We start from the raw sequence: 19,995 nt of genomic DNA, 5'->3' as shown, positions 1-19,995 counted from the left end.
TTCTGTCTGGTGATAAAAAAGTCTGGAACTAGTAAAGAAACTGTGGAACCAGTAAAAAAAGTATGGAACCAGTAAAAAAACTATGGAACCACTTATTAAACATCATGGGCCGTCTCACAAGCTGAGGACGGCCCAATTTTTGTTTCGTTTGGAGGTCCAGGTTATGAATGCAATTGGCGAAAAAATTAAAGCCATTCGAAAAGAGCATAAATTAAATCAGATTGATTTTGCAGAAACCATTGGGATCTCCCAAGGAAGATTAAGCGAGATTGAGCAAGGGAAAACGAAACCTTCAGCAGAAACCCTTAGTGAATTAAGGAAAAAGTTCAGTGTTGATCTGAATTGGCTATTTGATGATACTAAATAGCATTTGGGAATTAGGAATGACTTATTCGTTTAAAAGGAGCGGTTGCCTTGGGTACCTGTTCTTTTTTTATGCTCTATTTAATCGATGAAAATAGAGTTTTAGACTAGAAAATAAAGTACAGCTTCTCTCGCATTTGCGGTAGTAAAAGCAACACCAGCATATCTTGTAGTTGCAGTTCCCTAGAGTCCTCAAGTGAGTCCTGAACCACTGCATTACAAAATGAAGGTTGCGCTCCGACTATTGAAAGTAGGATTACAAAGCAAATTAAAACCCTCATGAAATTTTTCCATCTTTTACTTAAACCCACTAATTACAACTTAATCTGTCCAGGTAAGGGAAGTGTATTCATTAGCGTATTCTGCACGTCTACTTTAATAACCTAAGGAGTTTAATGATCTTGCCTCGATATATGATACAATTCACCGTACATGATTTTAAACTATGCTCCCGTAATGATAAATTCCTATAAGTTGCTTATTAGAGGTATTTATACGATAATTTATTTGGGATTCAGAAGAGCTTTCTAAGGAGAGGATTTCATGCAAAATCCAAATACATTCTTCCGTTAGTTGCGATGGTGTCATGGTACAAACCATAATCTAGCCCCACGCAACGGGGAAGAAAATGTTTGATAAAGAAGAAATCATGGCTTGGGAATGCGAAATTGCAAGTGAAAAAACTTTTATCAAGAAAAAACGCTATAAGAACCCTCGAATTGAGAAACTAAAAGAGGTTCGAAAAGGGATCAAAGCCGTTCACTACGATAAAGAAATAAAATCCTGTCGTAATGATCATTACAGGATTTACAGAAACAAGATGACTCAATTAGTCCGTTCAGAGAATTTCGACATGATTGTCGGCTACAAAAGAACAAGCGGATGGCTAACATGGTAAATACTTATGCAACAACGAACCCAGCGTGAATGCCGGGTTTTCTTTTGTTTTATTGCGAAGTTAATTGAGCTATCGTTCTCTCGTTTAGTTTAAAGCGGCAATCTTTGCCGACGGATAAAACTCAACTCTTGTAATTATAATGACCGCTGTACAAAGAAAATAAAGCGATGTTGATTTGATGCAGTTTTACGAGTGAAAATCGTTTGACTTTAATAAATAAGTTATAGACTATTCAATATTAATAAACAAAAACCACTCAAAACACGAAAAGAAAGTGTTAGACTGGTTTTCGTTTATTGCACTATCGTAACCCGTCGAGCTTTTTTACAAATTAACTCGCTAGTTTTACTTCAATTTTTTCAACCCAAAGCAATCCTTTTAAAGCCACTGATGCGTATAATATAAAGATTGCGGCTTATATAACCGCAATTTATGCTTAATTACCGATTAAAGTTTTCTTGCTTTAAAAACGAAGGACATGGGAAACATTTTCGCATTGAAAGCAGAATGATACTTCTGTTCAACTTTACTCTCACTTTCAAGGGTTTGTTTATCAGTTTCTTCTATCATTTCCTCAATAAAAAATCCTGCTTTAGATAAAGCGTTAATATACGTTGAAATTTTCCTTTTGCTGAGTGAAACATCAAAGCCGTATTTTTCAAACGTAAAAAGATTTTCATCGTAATAAGAGCTTTTAACTACAAGATTATCTTCTTCAATTTCCATACATCTCATAACAGGGTGATCCCAGCTAAATATAAAAGTACCACCTTTTTTTAAATAGGATGCGATTAAATTAAATGTTTTTTGTAAATCGGTAGTCCAGCCGATTGCATATATTGAATAAACAATATCAAAATAACCCATCGGTAAACCTGGATTCACTTCCATGGGACTATTGAATAAATGTGCTTCATATCCGCAATCTTTTAAATAACGGGTTGCATTTTCAATTTGCTGTGTTGACATATCAAGTCCCCAAAGTTCTGATGCATTATGGTCACCAAGATATTTAAGAGAGTGCCCACTTCCACAACCAATTTCAAGAACTTTTTTACCAGACACATCACCAAACAAATGTAAATCTTCTTCGGATGGTATCAAGCATCCGAGTTCCGGGAGTGCAGTTACACCGAACCATTTGTCAGCAGTATTATCCCAAAACTTTTTATTTTGTTCTAAAACCCCATTATTATCAAGAGTGTTTTTTCTTGAACTTAATAATATATTGCTCATTTAAACATCTCCTTAATTCTTGGTTTCGAATGTTACCTATCGTAAAATATAATATCTTTTTTTACAAACCTCAAAAACGCATGTTCGCTATTTTGCATAGATTTACACATTCGCATTACAATGCCTAAATTTAGGATTTTCAGAAAATAATAACTCTGTTTATCTCTAAAAACCTTGGATTTCCCCATCTTTCCTCTGTTAGTATATTGAGCTAAACTGCCCGTCCCTCGGTTCAATAGAAAGGACGTTCCCGCGTCTTCACTTGGGCCACGTCCTCCTCATTGCATGCCTTTTTCCAATTATTAATTAAAGAACATACGCGGGTAGCATGTAATGCTCTAAAAAGAGCTTTATCTTAGTCTAAGCACTAAGAAAACACTTTATTTTTGCTTATAAAAGTCTAAGTATAAAATATCCGAAAACGGATAATTACTATACTATAAACCGAAAGGAGAGAGATTCGATGAACGAGATAGGGATTGGTAAGGTCACAATGAGAGGGATCGTTTTTAATGGACTTCACTATTCTTGTGACACAGCAATAAGACATCAGTGGTTTGAAAAGGCGAGGACTTCAGGGGAATGGATGGTATTAGTTATCTCTACTAAGAGCAACCTGGACAAAATTTTGTTGATCGAGCCGCATAGTAAAATGCTGCTAGTTTGCAATATTATTCAACCCAATAGTGTGTCAGGAGTGAAACTTGAAAAGTATTTCAACAGCATCCAAAAGCTAAAAGCAAAACGTTCTCTCAGGCCGCATAAAAAAACGCCGCGGGCCAATAATCCGAAAAGGAGTGGACCAACTGAAGGAACTCGTTGAAGAAGTTCAAGCTATTGTAAAAAGCTACAGTCAATGAATTCGATGAGCGTATTGAAATGGAACTGAAGTGCTATCCAGTTCATCTCACTGTTGCTACTCGAAAGGTATTAATCGAGTATATAATGAAGGATTGAACAACTCCAAATCCGTACAGAGTGAAATTTATAAGAGCTTGTTCCAGTCAGAATATTTCTAAAGCTCCTCCTCTGTGAGTTCTTTCGTTTGCCGGCGGACCTGTTGAATTCTCTTTATAGTCTGTTCCACCAAAGCAGACAAGAGTCGTTTATCCTCAACAGGTAACAATTCACCGTTTACAGAGAGGTCAATTCCTGAATTTAAGAGTTTCACTAAGTCCCAGCTCGCACCTTTAATAAAAGAGTAATCAATAGCCGGCAGAAAATAAATCTGACCGAAGGGGTCACGGAATTGTGGTTCTGGATATTCTGTTAGTCCAAGTAAATAATCTGCCGTTACCTCAAAAACATTAGCCAATACGGCAATCTGCTTATGATCGGGATTGGCGACCCCACGTTCCCAATTGGATATTACGTGTTTGGTTGTCTCCAATTTCTGCGCAAGCATCTCTTGAGTCCACTGCATAAGAGTTCTTCGTTCTTTGATTTTTTCCCCTATCAACGACACTGCTGGCTCACCGTCCTTTGTTTACATCATAACATTCAAAGTCGAAATAGTAAATTATTTAACTATTCTGGTTGACAAGTTAAAGAATATTCGTATATCATTCAAGTCAATAAGTATTTAACTCATTTTAAATCAGTGTAAATAAAAAATTAACAAGGAGGAAGGCATATGTCTAAGAGAAGAACGAGCACGACAGCTTTATCGATTGCTAGGCGAATTCGTGAGGGAAGAGGGGAAGGTCATTTTGCTGCCTATAAACCATGGCTAACCATTCATGATGTACCTTCAAACCGGAGTTGTAACACGAATCCTTGGGTGGAAGAGCCAGCGCCTTCATCACTATCTCTCGGAGCATCTAGAGCTCGCACATCACTATCAGATGGAATGGGCAGAGGATGTTATTGATATTCGTGAGCAGTTTCCATTATTGCCTTTGGGGAGGACACTATTCATTGCGCAAAAACTAGGCATAAGACATCCTGTGGATCCAAAAACGAAATACCCAATTGTGATGACAACGGATATGTTGCTAACACTTAAAAAAGGAGATGATATCAGCTTTTCTGCGCATTCAATTAAGCCGTCTAACAAGTTAAGCAAACGCGTAGTGGAAAAATTGCAAATCGAAAAGCAGTTCTTCAAAGACCTAGAAATCGACTGGTCGCTGATTACTGAAAAACAAATCAATTATGATCTTGTTCGCAATGTAGAATGGCTTCACTCGGCACGATCGATGGAAGGGCATATGCACCTTACACCTGAGCTCATAAAGCATATTGAACCATCCCTCCGTCAAGCAATCTCCCAAAGTCATTCCCCCTTAACGGATGTCACTATGGAACAGGATTTGAAGCATGGATTGCCCAAGGGTACATGCATACAAATTGTAAGGCACTTGATTGCTAATCGTTTCTGGATCGTCGATATGACAAAGCGAATTCTACCTACATTGCAGCCGCTTCAAATCCGCGCAGTCTGTCACCCGGGAGGTATTGTATGAACATTTTTGTTAACAATGTTATGAAGCGTGAGGAGAACGGCAGGCTGCTTGATTGCGAAAGGGTGCTTTGGGTAAACACAGAAATAGACGCGGTTATTACAATCTCCATTATTAACGATAGTGCTCTTCCCAAATACAAATCTCTCTCCAATATGCAGAATGAGTTGGATTCCGGGCAGCTTAATAAGCTGCAGTACGATCCCTATGCGAAGTTCATGGTTCCTGAGGATAAGCTCAGTAAAAATGAAATTAAGATTAGAGACCATGCCTGGGCATGCATTAAAGAGATCGTAGAAATCGAGCCTAACATATATGATTCAAAAGAACGGTATCGGATCATCAAGGATCTATGTGAGCGGACTGGTAAAGGCAAGAAGTTTATTTATAAATACCTTCGCTATTACTGGATGGGGGGCAAAAAAGAAAATGCCTTGCTCCCTCGTTTTCGGAAGTGTGGTGGTCCAGGAAAGCCTAAAAACCCCAAACAAAAAATGGGGCGGTCACGGCTAACTGTCATAGTTGATCCCGAACTGTCGGGGGTGCTAGTTGATGAGGAAACCAGAAGAATTTTTGATGATTTTATACGCGATGTCTACTTGAAGGTCAATAGACGAGATTCGGTCAAATTTACATACGTTGAGATGCTGAAAAAACGCTTTGAAGTCGAAACAAAAATTGTTCGGGGAGTAGAAATCCCAATCATCCTGCCTGATCATCAAGTTCCAAGTATCGCCCAGCTTAGGTATCACATTAGGACGAGATATATAAGACGAAAAAGACTGGTGGCACGTGAGGGGAAAGTTACTTTTGATCGTGATTTCAGACCATTGTTAGGTTCAGAAACAAGACGGGCTACAGGCCCTGGCCAGATCTTTGAGATCGATGCTACGGTTGCTGATGTTTACCTAATTAGCTCAGATAATGTCGATCAGATTATCGGAAGACCAGTGGTCTATATTGTGGTGGATGTATGGACGCACATGATTGTTGGCCTATATATCGGTTTTGAGGGACCTTCTTGGTTAGGCGTAACGATGGCCATTGAGAATACCGCAGTGAATAAAGTTGAGTTTTGTGCGGAATATGGGATTGAAATCACAGAGGACGAATGGCCTTGTCGTCATATGCCTCAACACTTTTATGCTGACCGGGGAGAAATGGAGAGCAAAAAGGCAGACTCTTTGGGGAAAGCGTTAGGTATTAAATTAAAAAATGCTCCTCCCTATCGGGCTGACCTAAAGGGTATTGTTGAGCAGCAGTTTCGCACATTAAATCTAACGCTTCAACCTTGGATGCCGGGTGCAGTAAAGAAAGAATATCGAAAGCGTGGAGGCCCTGACTATGTTCTGGACGCAAAACTAACCATAAAAGATTTCACCAAGATGGTTATTGAGATGATTCTGCATCGAAATAATTATCATTACATGGAACATTACCCTTTGGATAAAGCATTGTCCAAAGACAATGTAAAGCCTATTCCGAGGGAATTATGGAATTGGGGAATGCAACGTGATCACTTTTTGCATGAAGTACATCCAGATATTGTGCGCCTAAACGTGCTTGAGGAGGCCAAGGCAACAGTAAGCAGTGAAGGAGTCCAGTTCGAAGGCATGTATTACTGGTGTGATGAATTGGTGGAACAAGGGTGGTTCGTGCAAGGAAGTTCAGCTAAAACTGTCATAGCATTTGACAGACGAAATATGAACCATATTTATATTAAATTGCGTGACGGGAAAGAGTTTATGAAGTGTTATCTATTGGAGAAATCGTCTCGGTTTCAAGATTTGACCCTAGAAGAAGTGGAAATGAAGCGATTCGAGGAAAAGCTTCAAAAGAGTCTATATCAATCCACGAAGAACCAACAGGATGTAGATCTAAGCACCCGATTGGAAAAAATCAAAAAGGAGGCGGAGGAACGAGTGAAGGCTGAGAGGGATCCTTCACTGACAAAAACTGAACGTAAGGCAGATATCCGAACCAATCGAAAGGAAGAACGAGATAAGCTACGCAAGTTACAGAGCTTTGAGTTAAACAAGGCTAAAAGCACAAGTAATCATGAAGTAGTCATGAGAGAAGACGATGGTGACAACGAGACTTCTTTCTCTCCAGGGTCAAAGCTCGGATTATTATCAAGGATTAGAAAGGAAGGTTAAGATGGATCGAAAAGCTAATCTAGAGGCAATGTATCACTATACCCCGAGTCTTATTGGTCGTCAGGTTAATGCTGAATATTTGCCGCAAGAAATCACTGGATACAAAAATAACCCCTTCATCGAGTCCTTACCACCGATTTTCGAAGAAGAGTATGTGGGAGCTAAAACTGCTAGGTTTCCGGGTCATAATGAGGAGCAACGCAAGCTAGGTAAACAAACAAGGCTCCATTTAATACAACAGATTGCGGATTACGTCGAACCTTTACCTACCCATCTGCTTGTAGAACAACGGCTCTCGCGACTAATGCGACACGCGTACAAAGCGAGAAATCCATTGACACGGGAATCAGTTAAACAGTTCCATATTGGTTTTCAGAATATCCTTGAGTCCGGAGTGAATGATGAGGGCATCAATCTGGCGGGTATTCGGTCGACTGCATCCGGGTTTGCAATTCTCGGTGTCAGTGGACAAGGAAAAACCACTGCTATCGAAAGCTCGTTGCTACTTTACCCGCAGGTTATCCACCACTCGACGTATCAAGGGCAGCCATTTATACGTAAACAGCTTGTTTGGCTTAAACTCAACTGTCCTCACGACGGTTCACTGAAGGGATTATGCTTCAACTTTCTGCAAGCTGTTGACTCTGTGTTAGAGACAAACTATTTCAGGAAGTTTGCCTCATCAAATTCAGTCTAAAACTTATTTTTCAAAAGCTGACGATTTTCCAAATCGAAAACCGCGTAAAATCAACAACTCCAGTCTAATACTTTATTTTCTTTGGACATCAAAACTTAATTTGTTACTTCAAGACTTTATTGTCTACTTCAATACTTTAATGTTTACTTCAATACTTTAATGTCTACTTCAAAACTTTAATGTCCTCCAACAGCGTCTGTTGGGAGACATTAAAGTTTTGAAGTGCAAGAAGCCAGCAAACATAAGAGATAGCTGGCTTTTCATGAAAAATAGAAGACAAATAAAGTTTTGAAGTTGTTGTGTGATGGTCATCTTAACGGCCGATAAGTGATTAAGGAACAAATAGAATCTTGTCAATGAAATAGGAGGCTTCTTGGCGAAGCAAAGGTGCTTTGGAGCGGAAATCGACTGAACCGTCAGTATTGGTTATTGTGACTGGATCCGTAACTCCAGCAGCAACAAGCTTGCTTACTGCATTGATAGCCGATTCATCAGTTTGCCCTGCCAATCGCACCTCATCGCCAAGCGGCCAAGGGAGAGGAATGCGCGTTAAGATAACGGCCATTTCTTCCCGAGTTATCGTGCGATCCGGTTCAAATCGGCCTTCGGGCTCCTCCCCCAACCAATGCTGCTCGACCGCTGCCTGTATCTCTTTGACCGCAAAATGGTGTTCGATATCCGTATAACCGGATTTCGATTTGGAGGGCGGATAGCCGACAGCATGCAGCAACATTGTGATGAATTCCGCACGGGTCATAGGCGCCTTGGGGTCAAAGCTGCGCCCATCTCTTCCATTGATGATATCCAGCGAATGGAGCTTTTCAATAGACGGTTGGTAGGGGGTTTCTTTCGAGACATCGGAAAACAGCGCTTTTTCCTGTATTTTGGGCGAATAGGCTATCGGTGACTTGGCAGGTCTGTACATATTAGCAATACCGCCATCCTTTTGTTCAAGAAATGCTATTTTCTTCCCGTGGTCATCAATAAACAACAAGGGATCTATCTTTTTCAAAGTAGTCTTGCCATTCCCCAATTTGTATCTGTCTTCCGCTACAAGTTGTCCGTTATTGTACGTAATTCTAGTCACAAATGACGGGGTATGCAGGTCTTTGTATAATCCGACGTAACGCGCAGCTTGCAGTTCTGTCAGAGGTGATACCGATTCAGGCGTCTCGGTGCTCTTTGGATAATAATGGTCCATAAAGGCAGCATACAAATCCGAGCGCAATTCGGAATCATTATTATAAATGACGAACATTCCTGTTTTTCGCTCAGGCAGTAGCCATGTAAATGAGGCATGTCCGGGGATGTTCCCACCTTTGCTGACGACATACTGACCATTCGACAATTCATTGAAAATGCTTTCAAATCCATAGCTTGTAATAGGTATGGCCGGATGAGCGAAAACGGAAAACTTGCTCATTCGTTGAACACTTTGTTCACTTAACATTTGCCGATCTCCGGCCTTTCCTTTTTGCAGAAGCATGGTCATGAATTTAGCCATATCGCTTCCGGTGGACAACATTCCACCCTGAGGCATGTCCGTAGGATAAAGGCCATACTCCGGATATGGCGTGCCTTCCGGATCGTAAGCTGCAGCCATTCGTGCTTTAAGCTCTGGGGTTACAAGATTATGGGAAGAATTCATGCCGAGCGGCTGAAAGATGTTTTTATCCATGTATTCATGAAAAGGGAGCCCGGTAACTTGTTCCACGGCATATCCCGCCAAAGCAAAAGCATAATCGTCATACTGATAGGCTTCCCCCGGCGTACGGACGATGGTTGGCATTCGATCCATTAAGAAATCTCGAAGAGAATTCTCTTGATTGAGAAGATCGGGCGAGGCGTCATCGTCTTTTTCATATGGGAAATCGAACCCAGTCATGTGGGTCAGCATATTTTCCATAGTTAGCGGTTTACCTGTCGAATTGGGTATTCTGATACCTCCGAGATAAGATTGGATGTCCTGATCCAGCTTGATCTTCCCTTGGTCAGCAAGCTGCAACACAGCCGCAGCTGTTAGCGTCTTAGAAATGGAACCGATGCGAAAAACGGTATTGGAATCAACAGGGGTTTTGCTTTCTTTGTTTGCATACCCGTATCCTTTGGATAAAACCACTTGTCCATCCTGAACGACGACGAACATGGCACCCGGGACATTGAACTTCTCCAGGCTTTCCCCAAAGTAATTGTCCGCGAAAGCCTCCACTTCTTTGGGGTCAACCGGACCGCTTGGAGCAGCAGGAACAGCTGCAGGCTGAATCGCTGTGATTGTTTGCCCCTTAAGAGGGAGCTGTTCCGCACTGACACTATACCCTCCGACCAAAGCAATCAAGTAAGTCACAGCTAGAGACGTGCTTAGCGTTACAGCGAGCACTTTTGAAACTCCTTTTTTACGCATTAGAAAATCCTCCATCAATGAAATTAGTATAGGCTGGAAGTACCCTCTCAGTGTAACATGATGGATTATTTCCCCACACAGTCTTCCGTCTAGTTCATTCCCTTGACCAAGGTCAAGCAAAAAAGGATCAGACCGCAGCAGCGACCTGATCCTTTGCACTATTACACGCAATAAAGACTTGGAAAGCGGATAAATTGAAAACTACCTAATTACAGATGAGAAGGCTAATTTTTCAACTTCTAAAGTATTTTTTGCAGGCATTACCTTTAAAAATGGTAGCTAATCAATTATTCCTTTCAATGTCGTAAATGGGGTCACCTCACGAAACGGAAAATATAGTGCGTTAAGCCCGACAAGGTGATCACATATGTTCATAGAATCGGTGATTGAGCCATCAATAAGGGGAAGTACCACCTCATGATGTTTTTGAAACTCGGGGGTAAAGATCCATGTACAGTACATGGAGTTGATCGAGGACACAGTAACATGTAAAATTGATCCTACTCCTCTCCCCCCAAGGCTCCAGTAGCAAGTGCCTCTCCATGTTTACGTAACAAATTTTGAATCTTCGGGAACATAAAAAGGCTTGAACACTTTGATAGCTGTCCGAGCCATATAAAAAAATTATAATAAAAATTTGCATTTCAGGGATGACGATGTGGTTTCGATCCACGCTAGCGCTCACATTCAGAGAGTTTTCTTTTTCTGACTAATTGCGTGTATATATTTAATTGTAAGTCTCCATAACACTTTCCCCAACAAAAACATCAACACACCAATCACAATAGAAGTTAGTAAGAACTGCATTGGGCTTGGTGTAAATGCTCCAATTTCGATTGTGATTCCGGTAATATCATATCCCATAAGATACCCGGCAAATTTAATAATTCCGCCTATTGGTGTAATAACTCCACTTATCATTAAAGCAATGGAAAGAGTACTGATAATCGGCAAAACAAACATACCGATGGCGCCTGCAAAGCTGCTACAAAAAGCAAATACAGCGGCGAATTTACGCCAACTAAATTTACTGTTCTTTGAAATGGCATCACCTAAGTATGCTTTCGCTAATTCTTTTGGGTTTCCTAACCTTTCGATGATTTGCTCAGTAGTAAGACCAGTATTTTGCAACTCAAGCATTGCACTTTTGATTTCTTTTACAATGTCAATACGCTCGGAAGAGGACAAAGCTTTTAAATACTTTTCAATTTTTTCAAGATAGTTATCCATAATTTTATACTCCTTTAATTTCTGCTATAGCAATTAATAAATTATCCCATTCTAAAGACATAGCGTTTAGGTATTCGTTTCTTTTTTTTGTTATGGAATAATATTTTCTCGGTGGCAAAGCCTCTGTACTTTCTTGCTAAGATTAAGAAACATATTCTTCTTTCAATAATCTTCTAAGCAGAGGATACATAGTATTTTCTTTTACACCAACGATAGGATAATGCTCTAACTTACTTATGATTTCATACCCATAATATGGTCTTCTGCAGAAAGAGTAGCGTATTTATTCATTTTAAGGAGGATTTTGTTTTATTAACTTAATAGCGTTGGATTGCCGCCATAATTCCAAAAGCCCCGAAGTAAGTTGGGGCTTTTGGACCAGAAAGATATATTTTTAACTATAAAAACTATGATGAAATTTTTCCGCTTTTTTCGTTTTTCCTACTTGTTAAATTCCGCAAGTAAAATATTTTTAAAAGGATTAGGACTGTTATCTCTACCCAAACTGTTCAAACTAACGACCAACGTATGATTGCCTCCAAGTGTACCTCCAGCAATCGTAGAAAACCCTAGAATGCCACCTGTGTGCCCCCATATCGAGACACCATTTGGAAGCTTAATTTCAGAGATTCCAAGACCATATCCTTCGATTCCTTTTCTTCCTACAGGAACTGTAGTAAGCATTTGTTTTAGTTGCTCTTCCTTCAATAATTTTCCACCGAGCAAGTAAGAGAAGAATTTATTTAAGTCGTCAGCATCAGAAATCATATCTCCAGCCGAGCTACCTGCACTTGGATTATAATAAGTTACGTCTTTTATCTCACTTGCTTCGTCTGGTTGGGAATATCCCCGGGCATGCTTGGTGCCTGGAATAACGCTTGAATTTCCAGGTAGGAATGTATCCAACAATTCAAGCGGTTCAATAATCCGATTTTCAATTTCTTCCGAGTAGCTGTTTCCGGTTACTTTTTCAATAAGAATACCCAATAATACGTATCCTGTATTTGAATAAGACCAGCCCTTTCCTGGAACAAAGTCTGGGGGCAGAGAAATCCCTAACTTCACTATTTCTTCAGCCGTATACGATTTTTTTGTATCCATGAAATCAACGTCTTTGGATCTTGAGTATTCAGCGATACCACTTGTATGGTTCAATATCTGCCGGATGGTAATCTGATTACCATTATATCCGTTTCCTTGAATGACACCAGGCAGCCATTTTTCGATGGAGTCGTCTAGATTCAAGCGGTTCTCTCCAGCTAATTGAAGTACAACCGTTGCGGTGAACGTCTTCGTCACGCTACCAATGCGAAAGCGATAATCTGTTTCCATTGGTTTCTTGGTGCTCAGATTCGCTACCCCAGTGGCATAACCCCACTTTTTTCCACCATCAGAAGTTTTAGCAAGTATCCCCGGGAATCCAAACTGCAATGTATCCCGCATAGCTTGCTTGACGGAATTATGATCTAGTAGAGTGCTTGTTTGTAAAGATCCAGATTCATTTTGAGTGGGCTCTGCTTTTACAATTGAGGTTGGCGATGTGTACAGCAGGGAAGTTCCAGTTATTAAAAGGGCTAGACTTGCAAATGTAATTTGACTACGTACTTTCATAAGACATTCCTCTTCTCTATTCATATTATATGTTTGTAATCATCTGCATAATTGTTGTTTTACCAACGCCATTCTATCCTAACAAGCGGATCGCATACTGTATTCCACTAACACCATAATCGGACAACAACTTCGAGGCGAGCTCCTGTGCCTTTTCTTTTACTGTATCATTATTCGTTAAAGCAAAAGCAGGGGTGACCGGTATTGCAATAAGCATAGCGGTCATTACTGTAGAAATCATCTTCTTCATTATTAATTCCCCCTCGTATTCCTTCTAGATGTGACTTACTGAATTCATCATACAAGGAAGAACGCTGTTAGAATGAAAAGCGCCCTGAAACGCAAAAAACAATCCCTAAACAACATGTTGCCTAAGGATTGTTCGTTTAAAATGGCAGTAGGACCATATTATGAAATACTTTATGTTTTGTTTCAATGGTCATATGACCACCGTACTTGTCGCAGATTCTAGCTATGTTCGTTAATCCAATACCATGAAATTCCGGGTTTGATTTTTGGCTGTGCAAGTAAGCAACTTCATTCTCCATATGATTCATGATGTGAATGAGAAGGGTAGACTCGGTAGAATGTATTTTTATAAGAATGTACCTATCTTCTGCGATTTTTAACTTTTTAGAAGCCTCTATTGCATTATCTAGCATATTTCCAATGACAACACATAAGTCATAACGGTCAATATGGACTACTTGTGAACATAAGTTAATCTTTGTATCTATTCTTATGCCATTGGCTTGTCCAATACTAAGCGTATTAGTGACAAGAGCATCTATAACGAGATTCCCAGTATTAACCCGTTGATAGGCTCCTTCGACTTTATTTAATGTCGTCTTAATATGTTCCAGTGCAGTTGTTAACTCATTTCGCTTAATACACTCTTCAATATACAAAAACTGCTGATTCGTATCATGAATGATTCTTTTAATGGATTTGAAGCTGTGAACGACTTTTTCGTAATTCGCATCCTGATAGTCCATCTGATGTTGCAACTGAGTATTTTCATGCATGAATTGAAATTTATCAATGATCGTATCAAAAATATAGAAAATCATAACGTTTAAAAATAGTAATACAATGACGGATATGAAAGAATAGGCGTCCTTATAAGTTAGAATATTCAGTTGGTATATACTTACGATAGGAATAACCGAAAAAAATATGTAGTAACGATAATGCAAAGAGTAACTTCTACGTTTTGCAAGTAGTCGTATGATCTGAATGATAGCAAACATGATCATGCAACTGAGTAAAATAGCTTTCGTGTAGGCTATTTGATCATGTTCATTTACAGGGTCAAAGCTAAACTCAACTGAATATAGGGTATAAAAAAAATAAAGGGATATAAAATTAACGAGAGATATTAAAACACCGTAAAACATAGAAAAAATGATCTTTTCTTTAATTTCTACTTGATAAGATTGTGCAAAACTAAATATCATGAGCAATTGTAGAATCAAAGTTAAAATAGGAGAGATGGGAATAACCAGATAGAGGTAATCAAGCAACCCAAAGATAAGGAAGTAAATGAATCGGTTTTGTTTTTTCGCTGATTTATCAAAAACCGAGTTGAAGAAAAAATTATTTTGCACGCCCATCACAAGTATAATACTGAAGACAATAAGAAAATTATTTTGAATCATATCAATCGACCTTCATAATCATAAATTTGGTGTAAGTATCTTTAACCTCTTTAATTTTAGAACGGCCTATAGGTAATTCCAACCCATTGGACATGAGAACTACTCCGCTAGCAAATTTCTTCACATGAAGCAGATTAATAATAATGGAACGATGGATTTGTAAGAAGTTACAGTCTTTTAGGGCCAAAGCATAATCTGAAATGATGCCTTTACTTTCATAGGTTTGATTAGTGGTCGTAAAATGTAGTTTTCTTTTTATAGTTAAGCTTTTGGCAGCTTCAATACTAATGAGGTCATCATATTTTATAATGACTTCTTCATAGGATGACTTGATAACCATAAACTTTTTATCAAGCGCTTGAAAATATTGGCATACCTTGAGGATTTTCTCCTCCATGATCGATGAGGCAATAGGTTTTATCAAATACTGGAATGTCATGACATCAAAACTTTCCACCATATATTCAGGGTAGCTTGTCAGAAAAATAATTTGTTCATCCAGATTATTTAACCCTCTTATTTTCCGGGCTGTTTGAATCCCGTTTACCCCCCCCATTTCAATATCCAAAATTAAAATATGGAATGGAGTTTCATTGCGCTCATAATAGGATACCAACTGCTCTCCCGATCCGAATAATTCGATTTCAAATTCTATATTTGTTTTTATGGATAAAGTAATTAGGATGCTTTTAACAAGCTCACTTTGTTTTTCCTCATCATCGCAAATAGCCACTCTATACAAAAATGATACACCTCTCATTTCCAATACCTTTATTCTAAAACTCTATATAAGCATGATACAACCTTTTGACTTTGTATAGATAGCTTTTGGATGAAATGCAAATTAAAATCCCTCAACAGCAAATGAACGAGCTTCTTTTTCGGAGTTTCTTTGCATACTTATCCCCCTAAATATTCCCTTGAATGTACCTTACCAATTTTCGGAGGTGTTTTGAATGTCTTTTTTATAACATCCATATGGAGTTAAGCTGCAATTCCAAGCTGTTTTAGATCAGGTATTTCCTGAATATAAGGGTGTATTTGGAGATTTACATTCTGTTGTATCTTTGAAAACATTGTTGGCGTTCCCTTGAGCTAACGGGAGGATAGTTGAATGATTTCGCGAATAACTTAAGTCATGACGAATTTACGAAGTTCGCAAAAAAGACGTTAGCCGAAAGAAGTTCTTAGTTTAGGAGGAGTCTATATGATATTAGAAAAAGTTATAAATAGAATTGTAATACAAAGTGAATATAAGGATTTTGTTGATAAGTATATAGATAATATACTTACCGAATTTAAAGGTAAGATTCATAGCATTTATATGTGTGGCTCGATTCCAAAAGGAACTGCTAAACCTTTTAAGTCAGATGCAGACTTTACTATTGTATGTGTAAATCCCAAAGATAATGATTACGAAAGATTGTCAAATATTAAAGACAGGCTTTTGGAAGAATATCCAGTAGTAACTAAGATTGATACGATAATTTGCTCGATTGACGATGTATTAAGTAAACCAAATGAGTGGGGTTTTTGGGTAAAGATAATTTGTGTTTGCATATATGGTCATGACGTTGGTGAAAAAGTACCACCGATAATTATTTCTCCAGAGTTCATTTTAGACTTAAATACAGAGACCAAGGAGGAAGTAGATCGTATACATAGTTTACTTTCTAATGCTAGTGATAACACAATGAAAACTAGATATATTAAAGGTTACTCTAAGAGATTAATTCGTGCATTATACTCTTTGGTTTTAGAAGATACAGGTGTATGGCAAGATGACATTATTAAGATGAAGAATGCCATATTAAACTATTGTGAGATTGACTCCGCTTTAGTTGATTATCTGTATGCTTGTTACTTGGATAGTAATGTACTTGTTGAAGAGTTTCTGGGAATTGCAGATGAAGTATATAGCTATTTTGAGAACGCCTTAAATGCAATGGCTGCTTCCAGAACTTCCTTCGGCTAACACAGACTATTGAGCTAACGGGGTACGATAGTTGAACAAAGTGAGATCAAAGAAAGGGCCAACCCGCAAAAGATGGCCTTAAAACTTGCCGTTACAGACAGTACGGAGAACCGTACCACAAGTAACGGCAAGATTTTTGCATTAGAGAGCCTGTCCGTTGGCAATCATCTCCAGCTCTGTTGCAACTTGATCAAGGGGTTTCCGGGTATCAATTTCATATGTAGCTCCGGAACGTAATAAAGGCTCAACGGTTTTGACATAGTGGATAATCTCTTCACGCTCTTCGGATGTTTTACCGTAAGCGTTTGTCCTACGGGAAGCCACACGATCGAGGATGACTTCCAGAGGGGCGCTCAGCAGCACGATTGCATCGAAATTCGGGTAAAAATTCACTTGGTTGGATACAGTGCCAGATATGAATAAAGCGCTTTCAACGTGTTCCGCGAGCAACTTCTCGATGCGATCCTCGCGCCATAACCACCCGGAACCATCCACATACTCGCTCCACCCATCGTAATCCGTGTCGACAACTCGATGGCCTCTGCGAGCCAGTTCGTTCAGAGCCGATGTTTTCCCTGTACCTGACATCCCTGTTACCAGAATGATAACCTTATGTTTTGGTGCCGAATGTGTAGTTTTCATTACCAGCCTCCCAATTTCTTATAAAAAATGATTATGTCAATAGTAATATAGAATAAGAGGGCTTAGATGTCAAAACTTGCCGTTTCAGACAGCGCGGTGAACCGTACCATAGTTTACAGACAGGTCATTCCGCTAACGGAAAACGTTAGTTTAATGATACTAGCGGCAGTCTAAGACTTTATTTTTCAGTCTTGGCCTGCCGCTGTCTCATTTTAACAATCGGTCTAAAACTTATTTTTCAAAAGCTGACGATTATTCAATTCAAAAAGCGCGTAAGATCAATGATCCCAGTCTATAACTTTATTTTCACTTAACAGTTCATATCGTGCTGCAGCGTGTAGATCGTATCGTACGGAGATTCACCCGCCAGCATGTATGTTTTCCGAAACAAGGGGCTGTAACTGCAATTGAAAAAAGCTGTCCGGAAAGTAGAGAGTCTACTTTCTAGGACAGCTTTTTTAATACTCCACGTCATATCCGTTGTTAACGCGTTTTTTCTCTTTTTTGAGATGACACCTGTTTTCCTTATGCATTTATGATTTCAGTTACGTGCCGCATTAATCTTTTTTACAGATGTATAAACCATGAGTGCTGATTCCTAAAATGCTTCTCTCCCTGCACGTTTGGATGTGATAATCCATCCACGATTCAAACTCTTTCTCTCCAAGACCGTCAACATAATCTTGAATGGTGTGACTTATCCCATCCGTGCCGACATGATCAACGGCCGTGACTTCAAACCGACCTAAAAGCGCTTCAATTTCCTCTGGACATGTAAAAAAGGCATCCGTCCAAAAGCAGTCTTCATCTCCTTCGACGATGACGCCTTCGTTAATGACCTTATTAACCACGCTATCTCGAATAAATCGTTGGTCTCTCGTCGCCAACATCGGTATGACGGAGTACTTGTTGATATATGCAATAGCCAGGAGCCCGCCTTTTTTCAAAATCCGTAAGCATTCTCTTATGCAGCGGTCTCGATCAGCAGCATTGGTTAAATGGTACATGGGGCCGAAACACATCACAACATCGAATGTCTCGGAATCGAATCTGCTTAAATCGACGGCGTTCTCAACATGCGCTTCCATATTCAAGCCGCGTTGTTGGCATTTTTCTTTTATCGCTTCAATATGCTTCGGCGTGATGTCAACAGCTACAACCTCGTGTTGTTGCTCCGCGTAGTGAAAAGAATAAACACCCGTGCCAGCGCCAACATCTAAAATTTTTGCATGAGGAGGCAGAATCGTTTCCAAGACAATGTTGGTTGTCAAGAACTCGATTTTTCTTGAGTTTCTTGAGAATCTTGAAGCTTCGTCAATCATTTCATAATAATGGGCCACGTTATTCACCCGCAACATCCCCCCTTGTCATGTATAAAACAAAAAAACCGCCTCTATAAGAGACGAGATCGTTTCCCGTGGTACCACTCTAATTTGACCGTTAACGGTTCTCTCTTTTGATAACGGGGTAAATTCCCCGATGCACTCTACTTATTACTTTCAAGCGCATCTCTCCGAAGCGGGTTTCGTTATAAAGTGGCATCGGGCTTTCACCTTTCCCGACTCGCTGAAGCACACCCGACTATAACTACTCTCTTCATCATCGAATAATTTCTAGAAATTATAACCAATCTTTACTCTAATGGCAACAATCATTTTCCGTACTCTAGGGTAGATTTACGAAACAAACTTGTTAACTGCGTTCAAGGCTTGTGCCGCGCATTGTTGTTCGGGACACAATGATTGCAACAATAAAGATAATCAGAGCGGTAATCAGACCGGATTCTCCGATCCAAATCTCAGAGTGATTTCCTGTACTTGCACGCGTGAAAGGCCCTTGAATAATGGAGTTCCATGCGGCATGGATGATGACCGAAGGCCAGATGCTGCCGGTAATTAATCGCAGATGGGCGGTAATATAACTAAACGGGACGATACATAGGTAGATACCAAGTACGGAGAGAAAGACGGATGTTCCTGCCACGTATAAACCGGCAATCACGATAGGAACGTGCCAGGTTGCCCAGATTAATCCACTGACTAAAATCGGATACTTCACTTTGGCATGGACCAATCGAGTCAGCATATAACCCCGCCAGCCTACTTCTTCCCCCATAACCGGAATCAAGTTGATCAAGCTTCCCATAATTCCGGCGACAACGACCATAAAAACGAAATTTAGCGGTGTCGGCAGATCCTGCAAACCAAGTGCGTGGTAGAACTTTTCGAAGATGCCGCCTACAGGAAGTTGAAATGATGCGATTCCGCTGAACCAGGCGATGGAGTAGGTAATCGCACAGATGATCATAGGGATCAGCAAAGCGAATCCAATGCCTTTCCATATTGGTGTACTGTCAAGACGAAATGATACGTCTTTAAACCCTTCCCGCAGCAGGATCCGGGCTAGAATGGAAGACAGGGCGGGCGTCAACATGCACACCGCAATAAGCGGGATGCTTTTCGTGATGATTACTACGGTATTCAAGATCGTAGAAGTGACGAGCAAGATGCTTAGAAAGAGTCGAAGTCCTGTTCTGGCACGTTGGATTTGCCCCTCGGTACCGAATGCTTCTGCAGGCGATGTCATTGTAATTCTTCCTTCCCATGAGTTATTGTATCGAATCGAATTCCTGCTATGCCAGCGGGTAACTTGGTCTCCGGTCGATT

At 39.8% G+C, this 19,995-nt stretch carries 19 protein-coding genes and 1 other annotated feature; of the genes, 7 read left to right on the top strand and 12 right to left on the bottom strand.

Annotation, left to right across the window (positions count from 1 at the left end; translation table 11 throughout):
* Positions 1 to 163: 163 nt before the first annotated feature.
* Positions 164 to 367, top strand: coding sequence for a helix-turn-helix domain-containing protein (locus tag NI000_RS29650; protein ID WP_253414957.1), 204 nt, complete (start codon positions 164 to 166; stop codon positions 365 to 367).
* A 624-nt stretch (positions 368 to 991) separates the two neighbouring features.
* Entirely contained in the window at positions 992 to 1,261 is a 270-nt protein-coding gene (locus NI000_RS29645) for a hypothetical protein (RefSeq protein WP_253414956.1), read from the top strand.
* Between the two features lie 447 nt (positions 1,262 to 1,708).
* On the opposite strand, the gene NI000_RS29640 is transcribed toward NI000_RS29645, so the two are convergent.
* A complete protein-coding gene (locus tag NI000_RS29640; RefSeq protein ID WP_253414955.1) occupies positions 1,709 to 2,497 on the bottom strand; it encodes a class I SAM-dependent methyltransferase in 789 nt (262 codons plus the stop codon).
* A 463-nt stretch (positions 2,498 to 2,960) separates the two neighbouring features.
* On the opposite strand from NI000_RS29640, the gene NI000_RS29635 reads away from it, so the two are divergent.
* Positions 2,961 to 3,320 carry a hypothetical protein gene (locus NI000_RS29635; protein ID WP_253414954.1) on the top strand — a complete coding sequence of 120 codons (360 nt, stop codon included), beginning with the start codon at positions 2,961 to 2,963 and terminating at the stop codon, positions 3,318 to 3,320.
* Positions 3,321 to 3,512: 192 nt separating this feature from the next.
* On the opposite strand, the gene NI000_RS29630 is transcribed toward NI000_RS29635, so the two are convergent.
* Positions 3,513 to 3,962, bottom strand: coding sequence for a helix-turn-helix domain-containing protein (locus NI000_RS29630; protein ID WP_309247945.1), 450 nt, complete (start codon positions 3,960 to 3,962; stop codon positions 3,513 to 3,515).
* 379 nt (positions 3,963 to 4,341) lie between these two features.
* Between NI000_RS29630 and NI000_RS29625 the strand changes: the two genes are divergently transcribed.
* The 3 genes from NI000_RS29625 to NI000_RS29615 are packed head-to-tail and all read left to right on the top strand — an operon-like array spanning position 4,342 to position 7,812.
* Positions 4,342 to 4,962: a TnsA endonuclease N-terminal domain-containing protein gene (locus tag NI000_RS29625; RefSeq protein WP_253414952.1), complete on the top strand. Its 621-nt coding sequence runs from the start codon at positions 4,342 to 4,344 to the stop codon at positions 4,960 to 4,962.
* Positions 4,959 to 7,115: a Mu transposase C-terminal domain-containing protein gene (locus tag NI000_RS29620; RefSeq protein WP_253414951.1), complete on the top strand. Its 2,157-nt coding sequence runs from the start codon at positions 4,959 to 4,961 to the stop codon at positions 7,113 to 7,115. Before NI000_RS29625 ends, NI000_RS29620 begins: the two co-directional genes overlap by 4 nt.
* A 1-nt stretch (position 7,116) precedes the next feature.
* On the top strand, positions 7,117 to 7,812 hold the full coding sequence (locus NI000_RS29615) for an ATP-binding protein (protein ID WP_253414950.1): 696 nt from the start codon (positions 7,117 to 7,119) through the stop codon (positions 7,810 to 7,812).
* Positions 7,813 to 8,143: 331 nt separating this feature from the next.
* On the opposite strand, the gene NI000_RS29610 is transcribed toward NI000_RS29615, so the two are convergent.
* From NI000_RS29610 to NI000_RS29580, 7 genes are all read right to left on the bottom strand, one after another.
* Positions 8,144 to 10,213 carry a serine hydrolase gene (locus tag NI000_RS29610; protein WP_253414949.1) on the bottom strand — a complete coding sequence of 690 codons (2,070 nt, stop codon included), beginning with the start codon at positions 10,211 to 10,213 and terminating at the stop codon, positions 8,144 to 8,146.
* A 687-nt stretch (positions 10,214 to 10,900) separates the two neighbouring features.
* Positions 10,901 to 11,443 carry a DUF1700 domain-containing protein gene (locus NI000_RS29605; protein WP_253414948.1) on the bottom strand — a complete coding sequence of 181 codons (543 nt, stop codon included), beginning with the start codon at positions 11,441 to 11,443 and terminating at the stop codon, positions 10,901 to 10,903.
* Between the two features lie 142 nt (positions 11,444 to 11,585).
* A complete protein-coding gene (locus tag NI000_RS36845; protein WP_309247946.1) occupies positions 11,586 to 11,726 on the bottom strand; it encodes a helix-turn-helix transcriptional regulator in 141 nt (46 codons plus the stop codon).
* 158 nt (positions 11,727 to 11,884) lie between these two features.
* Positions 11,885 to 13,054 carry a serine hydrolase domain-containing protein gene (locus NI000_RS29595; RefSeq protein WP_253414947.1) on the bottom strand — a complete coding sequence of 390 codons (1,170 nt, stop codon included), beginning with the start codon at positions 13,052 to 13,054 and terminating at the stop codon, positions 11,885 to 11,887.
* A 73-nt stretch (positions 13,055 to 13,127) separates the two neighbouring features.
* Entirely contained in the window at positions 13,128 to 13,304 is a 177-nt protein-coding gene (locus NI000_RS29590) for a hypothetical protein (RefSeq protein WP_253414966.1), read from the bottom strand.
* A 136-nt stretch (positions 13,305 to 13,440) separates the two neighbouring features.
* Positions 13,441 to 14,712 (bottom strand): ATP-binding protein, encoded by a 1,272-nt coding sequence (locus NI000_RS29585; RefSeq protein ID WP_253414946.1) that lies wholly within the window; start codon positions 14,710 to 14,712, stop codon positions 13,441 to 13,443.
* Between the two features lies 1 nt (position 14,713).
* Positions 14,714 to 15,454 carry a LytR/AlgR family response regulator transcription factor gene (locus tag NI000_RS29580; protein WP_253414945.1) on the bottom strand — a complete coding sequence of 247 codons (741 nt, stop codon included), beginning with the start codon at positions 15,452 to 15,454 and terminating at the stop codon, positions 14,714 to 14,716.
* Positions 15,455 to 15,919: 465 nt separating this feature from the next.
* On the opposite strand from NI000_RS29580, the gene NI000_RS29575 reads away from it, so the two are divergent.
* A complete protein-coding gene (locus NI000_RS29575; RefSeq protein ID WP_253414944.1) occupies positions 15,920 to 16,687 on the top strand; it encodes a nucleotidyltransferase domain-containing protein in 768 nt (255 codons plus the stop codon).
* Positions 16,688 to 16,828: 141 nt separating this feature from the next.
* Here the strand turns inward: NI000_RS29575 and NI000_RS29570 are convergent, their stop codons facing one another.
* The 3 genes from NI000_RS29570 to NI000_RS29560 all read right to left on the bottom strand — a co-directional run bounded on the left by NI000_RS29570 (position 16,829) and on the right by NI000_RS29560 (position 19,915).
* Positions 16,829 to 17,329, bottom strand: coding sequence for an AAA family ATPase (locus NI000_RS29570; protein ID WP_253414943.1), 501 nt, complete (start codon positions 17,327 to 17,329; stop codon positions 16,829 to 16,831).
* Between the two features lie 557 nt (positions 17,330 to 17,886).
* Positions 17,887 to 18,678, bottom strand: a complete 792-nt coding sequence (locus NI000_RS29565) for a class I SAM-dependent methyltransferase (protein WP_253414942.1) — start codon at positions 18,676 to 18,678, stop codon at positions 17,887 to 17,889.
* A 46-nt stretch (positions 18,679 to 18,724) separates the two neighbouring features.
* Positions 18,725 to 18,941: a binding site (T-box leader), on the bottom strand.
* An 80-nt stretch (positions 18,942 to 19,021) separates the two neighbouring features.
* Positions 19,022 to 19,915, bottom strand: coding sequence for a CPBP family intramembrane glutamic endopeptidase (locus NI000_RS29560; protein ID WP_253414941.1), 894 nt, complete (start codon positions 19,913 to 19,915; stop codon positions 19,022 to 19,024).
* Between the last annotated feature and the right edge of the window lie 80 nt (positions 19,916 to 19,995).

It is taken from the genome of Paenibacillus tyrphae, from assembly GCF_024158745.1.
GTDB classification, from domain to species: domain Bacteria; phylum Bacillota; class Bacilli; order Paenibacillales; family NBRC-103111; genus Paenibacillus_G; species Paenibacillus_G tyrfis_A.
The sequence above is the reverse complement of the archived record's forward strand: the minus strand, read 5'-3'. Positions and strand labels throughout refer to the sequence as shown.

Coding starts and splice junctions, on each gene's coding strand:
- NI000_RS29650 (WP_253414957.1), top strand. CDS start 164: ATGAATGCAATTGGCGAAAAAATTAAAGCCATTCGAAAAGAGCATAAA.
- NI000_RS29645 (WP_253414956.1), top strand. CDS start 992: ATGTTTGATAAAGAAGAAATCATGGCTTGGGAATGCGAAATTGCAAGT.
- NI000_RS29640 (WP_253414955.1), bottom strand. CDS start 2,497: ATGAGCAATATATTATTAAGTTCAAGAAAAAACACTCTTGATAATAAT.
- NI000_RS29635 (WP_253414954.1), top strand. CDS start 2,961: ATGAACGAGATAGGGATTGGTAAGGTCACAATGAGAGGGATCGTTTTT.
- NI000_RS29625 (WP_253414952.1), top strand. CDS start 4,342: ATGGAATGGGCAGAGGATGTTATTGATATTCGTGAGCAGTTTCCATTA.
- NI000_RS29620 (WP_253414951.1), top strand. CDS start 4,959: ATGAACATTTTTGTTAACAATGTTATGAAGCGTGAGGAGAACGGCAGG.
- NI000_RS29615 (WP_253414950.1), top strand. CDS start 7,117: ATGGATCGAAAAGCTAATCTAGAGGCAATGTATCACTATACCCCGAGT.
- NI000_RS29610 (WP_253414949.1), bottom strand. CDS start 10,213: ATGCGTAAAAAAGGAGTTTCAAAAGTGCTCGCTGTAACGCTAAGCACG.
- NI000_RS29605 (WP_253414948.1), bottom strand. CDS start 11,443: ATGGATAACTATCTTGAAAAAATTGAAAAGTATTTAAAAGCTTTGTCC.
- NI000_RS29595 (WP_253414947.1), bottom strand. CDS start 13,054: ATGAAAGTACGTAGTCAAATTACATTTGCAAGTCTAGCCCTTTTAATA.
- NI000_RS29590 (WP_253414966.1), bottom strand. CDS start 13,304: ATGAAGAAGATGATTTCTACAGTAATGACCGCTATGCTTATTGCAATA.
- NI000_RS29585 (WP_253414946.1), bottom strand. CDS start 14,712: ATGATTCAAAATAATTTTCTTATTGTCTTCAGTATTATACTTGTGATG.
- NI000_RS29575 (WP_253414944.1), top strand. CDS start 15,920: ATGATATTAGAAAAAGTTATAAATAGAATTGTAATACAAAGTGAATAT.
- NI000_RS29570 (WP_253414943.1), bottom strand. CDS start 17,329: ATGAAAACTACACATTCGGCACCAAAACATAAGGTTATCATTCTGGTA.
- NI000_RS29560 (WP_253414941.1), bottom strand. CDS start 19,915: ATGACATCGCCTGCAGAAGCATTCGGTACCGAGGGGCAAATCCAACGT.